Annotated in this window: 6 protein-coding genes; all 6 read right to left on the bottom strand. The window is 52.8% G+C overall.

The genetic code is table 11. The features are described from left to right. Positions 1 to 431: 431 nt before the first annotated feature. The gene (locus DCW36_RS19565) at positions 432 to 2243 is read right to left on the bottom strand and encodes an NPCBM/NEW2 domain-containing protein (RefSeq protein WP_114778442.1); all 1812 of its coding nucleotides are present in this window, start codon (positions 2241 to 2243) and stop codon (positions 432 to 434) included. A gap of 339 nt (positions 2244 to 2582) precedes the next feature. Then, positions 2583 to 4793, bottom strand: a complete 2211-nt coding sequence (locus tag DCW36_RS19560; protein WP_114778441.1) for a family 43 glycosylhydrolase — start codon at positions 4791 to 4793, stop codon at positions 2583 to 2585. A 423-nt stretch (positions 4794 to 5216) separates the two neighbouring features. Further along, a complete protein-coding gene (locus DCW36_RS19555) occupies positions 5217 to 6854 on the bottom strand; it encodes an energy transducer TonB (RefSeq protein WP_164891193.1) in 1638 nt (545 codons plus the stop codon). A gap of 139 nt (positions 6855 to 6993) precedes the next feature. Beyond that, on the bottom strand, positions 6994 to 8505 hold the full coding sequence (locus tag DCW36_RS19550) for a TonB family protein (protein ID WP_114778439.1): 1512 nt from the start codon (positions 8503 to 8505) through the stop codon (positions 6994 to 6996). After that, positions 8480 to 8878: a BlaI/MecI/CopY family transcriptional regulator gene (locus DCW36_RS19545; protein ID WP_114778438.1), complete on the bottom strand. Its 399-nt coding sequence runs from the start codon at positions 8876 to 8878 to the stop codon at positions 8480 to 8482. The genes DCW36_RS19550 and DCW36_RS19545 overlap by 26 nt, the downstream gene beginning before the upstream one ends. Before the next feature lie 406 nt (positions 8879 to 9284). Then, positions 9285 to 13733: a BNR-4 repeat-containing protein gene (locus tag DCW36_RS19540; RefSeq protein ID WP_114778437.1), complete on the bottom strand. Its 4449-nt coding sequence runs from the start codon at positions 13731 to 13733 to the stop codon at positions 9285 to 9287. Positions 13734 to 14102: the final 369 nt, after the last annotated feature.

Below are 14102 nucleotides of genomic sequence, written 5' to 3'. Positions count from 1 at the left end.
CAAAACTAAAGTTATCTGCCTTTAAAGAAGGGAGGCAGAGTAATAATTGAAGGGGGGATAATCCGTTTTAGCTCGAAACCAGCCCGATAAGTGTTTTTTCAGACAGCAGTGGCTTTGGTGGCAGGTACAGCAATGCAAAGTTGCACGTTGGAAATGTAAAGATCCCGACGAACTTCGGAGGATGGGGGAAATACTGGCCTGGCAGTCCTGGTAGTACAGGCCCTGCTTCCCTTACCAGCTATTTTCAGTTCTGCTGCAGCAGTCACCATTGCCGCTGCTCCTGTGTGGCTGAAATAAAAAAGCAGCACACCCAACCGGATGCGCTGCTTCTGTACAAATCAATTCAATTTTACACAATTCCGTGCTGCGTCCCTTCTAACCTGAGAACGGTGCAGGAGTAAACCTGCAATATGGCAGTACCGGTAAACTTCTTACTTAACCGGTGTCAGGCGGTACATGCCGGCGCCATGCAGCGGCAGCTCCTGCCCGAACGATTTGGTGTACTGGCCCAGGTCCTTGTGGCCCCACAGGTCACGGACCTTTACCTTGCCGTTGATACCGAGATCCTTTAAGTTAACACTGACCATGCTGGTATCGGACGTATTCTGCTCGCCTTTATCCACCAGAACACCGAATACCACAGAACCATTGTCGCTCACAACACCCCTGGTAGTGAAGGTATCATAGCCCTTTGGCAGATCGTAGATAATGATCGACTCGGCATGGGTGCCGATGCCGGTTACTTCCTTCCCCTCCACCATCAGCGGATCGTTGTCGCAGGTCCGGTTTACACGTGTTTCGCCGTAGCCGGCTGAGGCATAGGACCATTTCAGGTCGGTCAGTTTCAGGTCGCCGTTCGGGCCATGAAGCACCGGATCAACCCAGACGCCACGGTCAAACCTGATCCCGTTGCCGCCATCTTTTACAAACAGCACCAGGCGCTTTCCGTCCTTCACCGACACCTTGATCTCCTGCGATTTCCACTTTCCCGCAATAACCGGGCTGGCGTAGTCGGCATTGGCAAAGTCCAGGTTGTCGCCTTTGCTCTGGGCGTTGAACAGCGCCACATACTTGTCTTTGCTGCCAGGCACATCGGCGGCCCACACAATCAGGTTCTTGTCGCGCGAAACCTGACGGTTGTTCGTACTGTTCTGGTTCACCTGCAGCATTTCCGGATTGGTCAGCATGTTTTTCGTAAAGTCGTCGAGTTTGGTCATGTCGCCCCCGAAAATAAGGGGCGAGCGGGCAATGCTCCACAAGCTCATCAGTGTATAATGCTCATCCCTGGTGAACTTGGTCGGACGACCAAAATCGATAAAACCGATCGGCAGCATATCCGCATCCGGCCAGTGTCCGGGTCCACGGTAGGGCTCCCAGGCATGGGTACGCTCAAACATGGCAAACAGCAGCCCCCACCTGTCCCAGAAGTCGTCGGTTATGCGCCAGAGGTTGGCGTGCTCCATCACGTGGGGCCCCTTGCTTAAAGGTGTCGCTCCCGGCGAAAGGCTCAGCACGATCTTACGGCCGCTTTTGTCGATGGCTTTGCGCAGGGCCTCGATCTCGGCTTGCTGCACCGCGTCGTAAGGCCGCGAAATGTCGTCGCACTTGATATAGTCTACCCCCCAGGAGGCGTAGAGTTTGATGATCGAGTCATAGTAAGCCTGGCCTTCGGGCTTGGTAGCATCAACGCCGTACATATCCGGGTTCCAGGAGCAGACGGAATTGGTTAGGGCAATATCCTGCGCCCGGACATCCGTCCCCAGCACCGGCGTATTCTCCTTAACCGCCTGCTTGGGAATGCCGCGCATGATATGGATGCCGAAGCGCAGCCCCAGGCTGTGCACATAGTCTGCTAAAGGCTTAAAGCCCTTTCCGTCTGCAGCAGACGGAAAGCGATTAACGGCAGGGGTCAGGCGCCCATACGCATCCATGCTCAGGCTATAGATGGCATCTGCATCATAAAAATGGTTTTTGGCCGTTGGCTGGTACCACTGGATATCCACAGTGAAGACGTCGTAGCCCGACGGCAGGAGGTGTTTTTTCATGGCATCGGCTTGCTCCCGTGCCTGCTTTTCAGTTATCGCAGTTCCAAAAATATCCCAGCTGTTCCATCCCAGCGGAGGTGTTTTTGCCCAATCATGGAAATCTTTTTTACTTTCTTTCGAAACAGAAACTTTTGACTGTGCATTTGCTGAGAATCCGCAATAAAGAAAAGCTAAAACGAATACGATGCTTCTTTTCATGTTAAATTTATGTTGCTATAAGCTTTTTGATTTCAATTCACCGGTTTAACGCCTCATAACGCCCACCAACTCCCGGTCCTGTATATTTCGTTTTCATCATACCGTGTCCCTTTTACCTATCCTCCTGATTTTAAAGAATGTGTGTGTTGATCGTACCTATCGATGAAGCTTTCCCGGGAAGTTGTGTCGTCGTTTGTAGCAGGTTAAATGCGTTGAAATACTTTTCTGCAGCTGCCACCACAGCCACTGCACCTCAAAAACAAAATAATTGCTTCAGGTTGCCCTGCCTGCTGCGGCACAAGGGCAACCTGGAGCAATTATTTTGTTACCCGGTTGTTACTACTGGGCCAGGCGAACGGCCTGCACTCCCTCATGCGTCGGCTTCGTCTGCCGGATGCTGCCATCGGCGTTGAACTCCAGTTTGTCGATGCTCACCTCGCGGTTGTAGCCGGCAGCGCTGCCCATGGTGGCGCCTTTGGGGTAGTTGAAGCGGTGATACACAATGTACCATTCATCCGTGCCCGGCAGCTGGATGGTGGAGTGGTGCCCGGTGCCCAGGATGCCCGCTGCCTTGTCTTTTACAATAACCAGGTTGTTTTCCGGCACATTTATTTTACCGGTTGGCGAGTCGGCAGTGCCGTAGCGTACCTGGTAGTTTTCGTCGCGGGTGTCATTTTCGGACCAGGTAAAGTAGTACTTGCCGTTGCGGTAGAACACATGCGTGCCTTCGTTGTAGGAGCGCACCGGCGTGAGTATTTTGGTCGTGCCCGGCTTGAGCGATACCATGTCGGCGTTCAGTTCCGCCACAGCCATGTAGCCATTGCCCCAGTAGAGGTAGCTTTTGCCTGTTTTGGGGTCGGTGAACACGTCCGGGTCAATCTGCTGCCCGCGGGTTACGCCTTCCGGGAATTTATCAATCAGCGGTTTGCCGGAATCCACAAAAGGACCCGCCGGATTGTCGGCTACGGCCACGCCTATTTTCTGCGCTGCCGTAAAGTAGTAGAAGTATTTATACTGGCCATTCACCTTCTTTTCGATGATGCAGGGGGCCCAGGCGTTGCGGTCGGCCCAGCTCACGTCTTTTTTCAGGTCCAGTATCACGCCTTCGTCTTTCCAGTTTACCAGATCAGGCGACGAAAAGGCTTTGAAATAGGTACCCGACCAGCCGGTAAAGCCGTCGCTGGTGGGGTAGATGTAGAACTTACCCGTTTTTTCGGAATAGATGATATCGGGGTCGGCATACAGGCCGCCGAGGATGGCGTTGTGATCTTCTTTGGCAATTACCTGGTAGGCCTGAGGGGCTTTTCCTTTTATGGTTACGGTATAGGCTACCGGACCGGCGGCAAAGTTCTGTGCGCCATTAGGCGAAATCGTTACCCCCTGCTGCGGGCTGAACTCCGGGTTGAGCTTCTTTAAATCCGTACCCGGCTTTACAGGCAGGTACACTTTCTTTTCGGCCGTATCCACCACCACATTTATTTTCTTGATAGCTTCTGCCTGCGGTGCAAAGGTAGCTTCGTCTACCGTGCCCCATTTGCTCATCAAGCGTTCTGCTTCCTGCGTGGTAATGGGCAGCACGGTGCCGTGGCGCGGATGGAAGTTCATGCTGATGGCGTCGTCCACCACTTCGAAGTTTTCCAGGTCTTTTGTTTTGGTGAACTGGTACCTGCCTTTGGTGTACAAATCGTACATCAGGATGTAGCCTTCGCCGTTGTTGAGCTTGAACACGCCCGAGCCTTCCACGGGATCTTTGGTCTGCTGCACAAACTTATCGCGTAGTTCGTACCCCTCCGTCAGCTTATCAGACACGGCTACTTTCAGACCGGAACCGGCGTCTTCGGTTTTAAAAAAGAGGTGGTATTTGCCGTCTTTCAGGATGATGTCGCCGTCGATGGCGGCGTTGTTGGTCGGGCTGAAGAAAAGCTGTTTCGGCTCCGACTCCAGGTCGGTGAAATCTTTGTTGGCGTAGGCATAGTAGATTTTATCCGGATCATTGCCGTGCTTCATCGAAAAGTAGACCATGTACTTCTTGGCCTCCGGATCATAAATGGTCTGCGGCGCCCACACCCGCAGCAGGTTCTCATTGCCCGGGAAGCGCTTCTGAATGTTGACTACGCTGGAAGTCCAGTTAACCAGGTCCGTGGACTTGAGCAGCACCATGGCCCTGTTCGAGCTCCAGCCGTTGGCCGACACCATGTCGGTTACCACCATATAAAAGGTTTTGCCGTCGGCGCCACGCAGGATGTGCGGGTCGCGCACGCCCCCGGTTTCGCTGATGGCTTCGGATTTGATCACCGGCTGGTTGCTGTTGAGGGCGCGGTAATTGTAGCCGTCGGTGCTCAGGGCAAAGCGGATAGCTTCCTCGTATTTGCGGTTGCCGGTGAAGTAGGTGAAGAGGTAGGCGGTGTACTTTTGTTCTGACACGCCTGCTGTCGTAGTATCTTGCTTACCGGAACTGTCGGTTCTGACAGCCGAGCAACCAGTGGTAAACAGGCCCAGGACCAGGCAAACGCTAATGTACTTTTTCACTTTTTCTTTTCTGAGAAACATATGGTATCAAATTTTTAAAACTCCCGCTCCAGGCATCTGGCCGAAGAGCTACAATCAAATGTAAAATAAACACTTTATCCAACTATCCGGCAGTGTCCTGTAAGTTGCCGGCCAGGCTACTACTGAACACTTGTTAGGCAAAGTTAACACATTTCAGCTGCAGGAAGGGGTGGTAAATCAGTAATTAGGAGGGCCATTTGATTAAAATAGGCTTACGTATAATGGCCACACGCACGGTGTTGCTGCTGACTGCTGCCTCGGAAAGTGCTTTTATGCTTAAAAAGCTTTACAGCACCTGCCACCACAACCACTGCACAGGAACACCTGCTCCCATTACTTCGGGAAGACCCTGAATAGCAAAAGGCTGTCCCGATGATTTGCTTCACAGGACAGCCTTCTGATTTAAGACGTTCTTATATTGGCTTACTTTTGCCTCACCACATAAATATCCGCGGGCTCAAGAGCTGTTCCGGTGGCAGCTGCTTCCTTTGTCTGGAAACTGAAGGTAAGTATCCCAATAAGTAAATCGTACTTGTCCGGGTCTGTGAAACGGCTCCCTTTCACAAGCTCCATCATCCGCGCCACCTCTTCGTCGAAAGCAGGCACATTAGAAGGTAAAAGATGATAGTGAACAAGTTCTTTCGCGGCGTTAAGCGTAATCCTGACTTTCACCACCCCTTTGTCAGGAGCGCCTTCCGGGTACCGGATATTTTGCGAAATGAACCGCAGCATCTCCTTCTTTTCTCCTGTATAGGCCGGGTTGTTTTTGAGCAGCTTGCGTTCCGCCTGCTCTGTGGCCGGTGCACTCGTACTGCCAACTACAGGCTGCAGGCTTCCCCGGTACGCAACGGGCAGCTCTATTTCCATTTTGCTCTTGGTGCCATTTCGGGTACCAGACTCCCAATTGCCGCTGGTGCTTTTCAGGGCTGTGGTAGCAGCCTCTGCCAATTGCGCCAGCACGGCTTTGTTTAGCAGGCCAATCTTGTTGCCATCCATGTACTCGAATTCCGAACCCGGCACAATTGTTTTCTGCACCTTTGTCTGTTCCAGCCGGACATCTGAAATGCTGCCGTCTTTCTCCACCACAAACTTGAGCACCAGGTTGGCATACAGGTGCTCCGGGCTCACGTGCTCAGGCAGTTTCAACTGTAGCGCCAGCGCCTGGTGTAGGGAGGCTTCGCCTTGTTTGTAATGTGGATGCTGGTTGGCAACAACCGGAAGTTTATCTGCGGGCTTTACAGGAGGAAAGACAGTAGTGGCCGGAGCGGCACCTTTGTTCAGGCTGAACTTAATGGGCAGGTTGTAACGCACCGGCACCGGCTTTCCGTTCTGCATACCCGGCTCCCATTTTCCCTGCATCGACTGGATAACCCGAATAGCCTCTTCGTCGGTACCGGCACCGAGGCCACGCAGAATTTTTATATCACGCAGGCTACCGTCCTTACCAACTATAAAACTGACAAACACCTGTCCTTCTGCTCCTTTTTGAATGGCTTCCTGCGGATACTTCATCTCCCTTGCAAGGTATTTGAACATTTCATGTTCGCCACCTTTAAACGAAGGCATTTTTTCTGCAAACGTGTAAGGCTTTTCCTCTCCCTGGGCGACGGTATTTTTCAGACTGCCTGCTGCGGTGCCGGGTGTTGCGCTATTGGTAATGGCAGCAGTCCGCTTCTTCTCATTCTCAAAATAGATGGATACATGCTGTTTCATCACCACGGGCTTGTCGCCCTGTTTGCCCGGCTCCCACATCTTATCCATCAGCTTTACCACCCGGACAGCTTCTTTTGCAAACTCCTCCGGCACGCCCTTTACCGCCTGCACATCCTGCACACTGCCGTCGGTACCGACGCTGAAAGTAACCTGCACCACTGGAGTATATTCCGGGTCCGGGTGTCGGAGATTTTCTTTGATAAACTTATACAGCGCCTGTTCGCCGCCCGAAAAGCGGGGCTTCTGCCCTACTAGGGCCACAGTTTTAGAATCAGACCGCGCGGCTGTTTGAGCTACCGTTTCGATTGCAGGCAGTTGCGCCAGCGCGATTAGTAACGCTGCAGCCATTTTTGTGCATGTTGTAAGTGCTTTCATTTGCTTGATTTTTGGTTTAAAACATGATTTTAAGGCAATACAAGTCCTGCTTCAGTTTTTTGCTGAAGTTTTCAGGGATGAAATAAGATTCCGGGTGGTTAGGTCTTTCCTGTTAGTTTAGCTTAAATCTGATTGGAAGGTTATACCGCACAGGCACCACGCGACCATCCTGGCGGCCAGGCTCCCATTTCCCCGCCATCGCATTTACTACTCTTACAGCCTCTTCGTCGGTACCGGCACCGAGGCCACGCAGCAACTTCACATCGCCAATGCTCCCATCCTGCCAGATCACAAATGAGACAAAAACCTGCCCCTGTATTCCTGCCTGTACCGCCTCCTCCGGGTACTTTATATTTTCGGCAATAAACTGAAACATAGCCTGTTGCCCACCGCTAAAGCTCGGCATCTGCTCGACAAAGGTGTAGGGCCGCTCTTCCTGTTCCGCTTGCACAACCTGTTCTACCTTGTCAGGCACAACAGCGGGTGGCGCTGCTACAGGTTTCTTTTGCGGTGGCTGCGCCTGCACGGACTGTGCCGGGCTGGCAGCCGAAGCTGGCCGAACAGGCGCAGGCTTCTCTTCTGTTGCTTCACTGTTATTCCAGGTAATGCTCATTACCGGGACTTCGACTGGGGCGTTTGCCCATGTAATCTGTAAGTCCAGGTTTCCGTCCGGATTAGTAGCAGTTGCAGCAAATGGCATGGCAGCCAGTGCCCCGACCTGGTCGGCAGCTGCCTGCCGGACTGCAAAAAAGAAGGCCATCAGGCAGAGCACCGGAAGCAGCATTACCTGCCGCCACAAACTTCCTTTTCGGCCAACCAGCTTTAGCATGTGCAGGCGCCTGAACACCTGGTGCCTGCTGAAATTACTACTGATAGAAACACCATTCGCATAGAGGGTGTACTTTGCCAGCAGGGAGCTGTAGTGCTGCGGATGGTGCTTTTGAAGGACACGGGCGTCGGCCTGGTACTCGTGCACGTCCAGCAGACGGGCGCGCAGCAACCAGATAGCGGGGTTGAACCAGAAGAGTAACACGAGCAGCTCGTAGTAGAGCACATCCAGCGTATGCCGCAGCTGCACATGCGCCAGCTCGTGGTCGAGCACCTGCTGCCGTTCCGCCTCCGTCAGGTGCGGCGGGTAGTTCAGGAAAATGTAATTCAGAAAAGCAAAGGTAGGTTGCGATTCTTCCACCGCCAGTAGCTTCACCTGCGCTGTACTGCCGGGCAAGGCATCCGCATCTATGGCTAAGTATCGGATGAGTAAGAGCTGCCAGCAAAATCGTGCTGCAAGCACAACGGTTACGATACAATAAATGGCGATGAGGTATTCGGAAAATCCTGTAGACGTGATAAAAACAGCTTTGCCCGCTTCGGCTGGTGCATTTGCGGTGATGACAACCTCCGGTAACTGGAAAGCCTGTATGGCAGGAGAGAGTGTGGTGAGTGGTGCAGTAGAAAAATCCCAGTCAACAAAGGGAAGGGCTACAGCCGCAAGCGGCGCCAGCAAGAGGTACAGCCTGTTAAAGACCAGCGAAGGCTGCTTACGCAGCAGTAACCAGTAAAACAGGTAAAAGAGCAGCAGGCACAGGCTGGACTGCAGGCTATGGTTTATCAGTTGGCTCGCCATCGTCGTTGTCCTGGTTAAGTTCCCCTTTTACTTGCTGCATCAGTTGGTCAAGCTCCTGTACATTCAGGTTGTTATCTTTGGCAAAAAAAGAAACCAGTTTTCCGAAGGAGCCCCCGAAGTAGCCGCTCATAAAGTTCTTCAGGAAGAAGCTCTTGTAGTTATCGCGGGCAATGAGCGGGTAATATTCATGCGATTTACCATATGCCGTGTAGGCAACGAATCCTTTCTTTTCGAGGATGCGCACGATGGTGGAGACGGTGTTGTAGGCCGGTTTGGGTTCCGTAAAGTGTTCGATGATATCCTTCACAAATCCTTTCCGGATGTGCCAGAGGATTTGCATCACCTCCTCTTCTGCTTTCGTTAGTTCTTTCATAGAAGCTGCGCTGGATAATGTATAAACTAAAGATATAACTAAATACTTAGTTTTTCAACTAAAAGTTTAGTTAATCAAAACTTTTTTTCGGCAGCAGAAACAGATTCACTGGCTCAGGATGGTATTGAAACCTTACCACTACAATTGACAACCACCATTTCAACAGACTTTTACTTCCTCGGAGTTATTACCGTTAATCAAGATATCCATTGATGCATTCCGTCCTACAACTATCCCCTTAATAATCGATTTATTGCATGTTGATTCTGATTATTCTAATACTCAAAATTTTTCTCTCACAGGCTTTGCATCTACCTTGCTCCATGATCGAACCGAAGATTCCTAAAACAAAATGGAGGCTGCCACATTGCTGCGGCAGCCTCCATTCCCTCTGCTCCTTATATTATTACTTCTGAATTAGCACCTGCTTTCGCAGGACTGTCGTCTGGTTTGTTGTCAGCTGCAGGATGTAATTTCCTGTTGACAATTTCTCGGGCAGCCTGATCTTCCCTTGTTCTACCCTGCCCTGCGCCACTACACTACCGAGCAGGTTGTACACCTGGTATTGATAAGTCTTGGCTTCGAGCCCGTCGATGTAGATTACCGAAGAAGCCGGGTTCGGATAAACCAGCAGGCCGGAAGCCCACTCTTTCTGCGCAGAGAGCGGGTTGCTGTTGGCCAGGTCTGTAATGCTTTGCGTACTCAGCGCGTAGTTATATATCCTGAACTCATCTACCGTACCTCTCAACAGCGGGTCAGGGTATTGGGCTTTGCCGATGTAGTTCTGGGTGGTGATGCCTAAATCAGCCGGCTTAATGGTCACGGCTGAATTTGAAGCAACCTGGGCGCCATTGATATACAAACTGGCCGTGTTGCCCGATTGTGTCACCGCCAGGTGTACCCATGTATTCAGCGGGAAGGCGTAGGGGAAAGTTACCACTTGCTCAGACCCGCCGTTCTTGATGGCATAGCGCACATTGGACTGCCCATTGGTCATACCTGCCTGAACCGTCAGGAACAGGTACTTAGAAGTTCCGGTGCCAAAGTCGAACACACGCATCCAGTTGGCAAGTGCATCCATTTTAACCCAGGTGGAAACGGTGAAGTCAGTCAGGCTGGTTACCACCCCTTCCGGTAGCGACACATAAGACGTAGCCGATCCATCCAGCTTTACTGCCTGACCTACCTTACCCTCTGCCCGGGTAGCAGTAGCCTGAAGCAAAGCATGATAGGCTCCCCAGGTATCAGCTGCCACGGTACCCGATGCCTCAGCAAAGCCCAGGTTCAGGTGCTGCCCCTGCTGGGGCGTACCAACCAGCACCGTTGTTTCAGGACCGCGCCCGGTGACATTATGGGCCACTATTTTGTAGTAGTAAGTGCTGTTGTTCTCCCTGCCGGCATCTTCGTAGCGCAGCGCCTCCAGGTCGGTGGCAATGGTGGTGTAAGGACCGCTCTCGGTGTCTGCCCGCAGCACATCATACTTCGCCTCCTGCATGAAGTCCCAGGTTAAAGTTACCTTACCGTCGCCGGAAGCGATACGCGGATTCTGAACGGCTGTCGGAACAAGCAACTCCTCGGTCGTCACTTCCAGCACGGTGGAGTTGGCACTTTCACCAGTTAAACTCAAAGAAGATACAACATAGTAATAAGTAGTATTCGGCGCCAGGCCGGTATCCAGGAAGGTACGCTGGTTCGTGTTGGCGGCAATTGTTTCAAACGGCCCTGCAGCACCCGAGGCTCTTTTCAGGTTATAAGCAGTGGCGTTGGTACCGGCAGTCCAGTTCAGCCTGACTTTGGAAGGAGTAAGCAACTCGGCTGTCAGGCTTGCCGGAGCCAGCGTCCTGAGCTCGTCCTGCAGCGAACCGTATTGGGCTGTCAGCGGCACCAGTTCCCGGGCCTGCTGCTCACTCGACCATTCCAGCTTCGTCTGCACATTGTCTTTGGCGTAAGCGCCTGCCACTACGATGCGGTATTTATGCGACGGCACCAAATCCAGCGGGATGGCATATTCGGTTGCTGCGGTAATGTTGCCTGTCTGCAGCACCAGCTCTTCGTTCACCCACACCCTGCTCTTGCCGGTGGTGGTCAGGTATAAGGTGTAGGCTTCGGCGTACTTTGTTTCTACCTCACCTGCAAAGCGCATGCTCAGGCTGTCGCCTGCTACGGTACTGCCTGCCGAGGTGATATCCAACGCACCTAGCCGCTGTGCTACGGGCTCGGAAAAGCGGGTGTCGCTGTAGATGGCTATCTGCAGGCCGGTACCAGTTCCCGGCTTCGACTTCTCGAGCAGGTAATATGGCACGCGCACTTCGCCGTTGTTATGTGCGAATACAAACGACAGCACACTCTCGTTCAGCAACATGGCTTTGTCTATCAGGGGCTCGCTGATAGCCATGGAGCTTCCGGACAGGTCGAGCCCGGTCCAGGTTCTCCATTTATCGGCTGCCGTGGCAAAATAAACCATGTGGTTCGCGGTCACCACATACACGTTGTCGTTTTCGTCCACGGCAATCTCGCTCCTGTTGGCGGAAACGGCGCCGATGTTATCGCTCTGCCACACGCCGTTCTCGTCCTGGTAAATGTGGTGCAGGTAGGCTTTGCCCCGTCCGTTCCAGAAGTTGGTGGAGTTGGGTTCGCTGTCGAGCATGAACGACTGCAGGATGTGTATTCTGCCCTGGCTGTCCACGGCCTGCGACTCCTGGTTAATCAGGCCGCGGTTTTTACCGATCGCCTTCACCAGCAGACCGGGCGTACTTAACGTCATAGGGTTGGTATTTACCTGCGCCACCGTAGTACCGGCGGCGTTTTTCCAGGTGCGGCCATGGTCGTCGGAATAGCCGTAATATACATCGTGGTTCGTTTGCGGGTCAGGGGTTTCGCGCCATACCCACGACACATGCAGCCGTCCGTTCGGGTCGTAGTGGATGCCGTTGATGTAGGCATTCTGCGTCGGGCTAAGCGAGCGCCCATCGATGTATTCGCCTATGTAGGTCCAGTTGCCGGTGCTGCCGGAGTACTCCCACAGGTAGGAGTCGCCGCCGCCGCTGCCACCGAGGCGTGTCTCAAACAACAGGTTGCCGTCTGGTTTTGTTACAAAGCGTGGGTACGTTACCAGCGTCAGCACTGAACCGGGTATCAGGTGGTCCTGCTTCGGACCAAAAGAGGCGGCCGTCCAGGGAATGCTTTCCGGGTTGTTCGCCAGGCCCGGCACCGATTTACGGTAACGCAGGTTATCATCGTGCATATCAAAGGCAATGTGAATGGTGCCGTCGGTATGGGCAATTCCAATCGAAATGCTGTAGTGATTATCGGCCACCCGGGCAGCGTTGACGGTGTGGTCGGTAAATACGACCTCCTCCCACGCCCCTACCGGCAGCTTTTTACGGGCAATTGCTACCTGAAAGGTGTTTTTCCAGTACGACACGTATTGGTAGCCATTGTAAGTGGTAATGGCATCCTGCTGAAACGACACAAAGTTAGCACCGCCGGAGGGCGTGGCTGCAGAGGTGGTTACAACATCAGCAGAAAGCTTGGTGTGGTCCACAAACAGGGTATTGTTCACCACGAGCTGGCCTGCTGTGGCAGTGGTGGCAGGTTCATGCCTGCTGGTATTGGCCCCTGTCAGGGTAAAACCGGGCACAGCTGCATCGAGCACGTTGCCGTTGGCAGCGCCTCTGGCCACATCGTAAGCAATCCAGATGTAATTGGTACCGCCTGTTAATACCTTGCTGGTGGTAACGGCAAATTCCTGCCCGGATGGCGAGGCGCCCAGGCTACCAATTTTATCGGCAGCGCTGAAGCTTCCGTTGCTGCCCGTATAGTACACGTGCACATCGCGGATGTCTGCCAGCGAGGTGGTGCCGGTAGCATTGATATCGATGGAGCTTAGCGTGAGTGGTTCAGCGTAGTTTTGGGTATTTATTTCGAGACGGAACACCGGGTTATCCGCTGAACCGGATTGTATGCTGGCAGTAGGCTGCATGCCATCTGCGCTCAGGAAAGCCATCGGGGCAAACACACCCGAAGCGGAATAGGTACCGCCGTTTATGGTGCCGTGGAAACCGTTGCCGGAATAGTCTGTTGCGTGTGCGGTGTTGTTGTCGTCGAAGCGCCAGTAGCCTTTCAGGCCTTCTTCGTTGCCGGTCAGCGAAGTAAACTTCGTGCTGTTGATTTCTTCCGCTGTTCTCGCCTTTGTCCAGTAGCGTACCTCGTCAAGCTGGCCTCTGAAGGTACGTCCGGGCAAGACGTTGTCCCAGCCCAGGTGCGAAGGTGCTTCGAAGGGCTCCACCGGATGCGTACCGGAATATTCAAAGGCCTTGCCATTCAGGTAAAGGGTGCGTCCTGTAGCGGTAACTACCATTGCCACATGGTTCCATTCGTTGTTCACCACCCGCAGGCCTGTTTCGGTCAGGCCGCCCTGCCCGTCCCAGTTGGAGCGCAATTCGTTTGCTCCGCCCGATGGCAGGTTGGGCCTGATGTAGAAGCCGCTCAGGGTAGAGGTGGCAGCGTTGGAGGTAGAAGGGCTGCGGGTAAACCAGATGCTGGCGTAGTCGTTCTGGGTTCCCTCCGGCTTAAACCAGGCTTCGATGGTAACGGGCAGCGATGTGATGTTAAGCGGCGGGATGGTGACATTACTGTTGGCTCCGGCAGCGCCGCCAGGCAAGGTCATCGCAGCGTTGTCTTCTTCGTTTCGTGCAATGGAAACAGCGGCGCCGGCACCAGGTGAGGCCGCAGCAGCTAAGCGTTTGTAAACTTTGTCGGCTGCATCCGACAACAATTCGCTACGGCCACCTGCCTGTGCCAGGAAAATCAGCAGCAGGAAAAAAGAACAGAGTAGTAAAACTGGTTTTCTCATAAATATTTATCTTAATAAGAGCGGTTTCTTCCCGACAATGTTTGCCAGCCAACAATAGCTGTCCTGTTTTATAAAAATATTTTGCTCATAAAAATTGATCAGCAGCTAAGGCTATGGTGGCAGCTGCAGAAGCACCGAAACTAATGTTCGTTTTTCAAAAATAAACCGGGAGTGCTGAAAATACGGAAGGGATATTCGTAATAAAGAGGGGGCAAACTCTTTTCAATTCACCTATCCGTATTCCGTTAATACTCTAAGTACAGCTACAGCTGCACAAAGGCAAAAGGCTAGAGGATGGGGTGAAACGTTGACAGATGTTTCACCCCATCCTCTAGCCTTTGCTCTCTTCTGCAGCAGTCACCATAGCCA

Source organism: Botryobacter ruber (assembly GCF_003347595.2).
Taxonomy (GTDB): Bacteria; Bacteroidota; Bacteroidia; order Cytophagales; family Hymenobacteraceae; genus Pontibacter; species Pontibacter ruber_A.
Note: the sequence above shows the minus strand (reverse complement) of the source record. Positions and strands in the feature narration are given on the sequence as shown.

Excerpts from the sequence above, each read along its gene's own strand:
- DCW36_RS19565 (WP_114778442.1), bottom strand. The coding sequence starts at position 2,243 with ATGAAAAGAAGCATCGTATTCGTTTTAGCTTTTCTTTATTGCGGATTC.
- DCW36_RS19560 (WP_114778441.1), bottom strand. The coding sequence starts at position 4,793 with ATGTTTCTCAGAAAAGAAAAAGTGAAAAAGTACATTAGCGTTTGCCTG.
- DCW36_RS19555 (WP_164891193.1), bottom strand. The coding sequence starts at position 6,854 with ATGGCTGCAGCGTTACTAATCGCGCTGGCGCAACTGCCTGCAATCGAA.
- DCW36_RS19550 (WP_114778439.1), bottom strand. The coding sequence starts at position 8,505 with ATGGCGAGCCAACTGATAAACCATAGCCTGCAGTCCAGCCTGTGCCTG.
- DCW36_RS19545 (WP_114778438.1), bottom strand. The coding sequence starts at position 8,878 with ATGAAAGAACTAACGAAAGCAGAAGAGGAGGTGATGCAAATCCTCTGG.
- DCW36_RS19540 (WP_114778437.1), bottom strand. The coding sequence starts at position 13,733 with ATGAGAAAACCAGTTTTACTACTCTGTTCTTTTTTCCTGCTGCTGATT.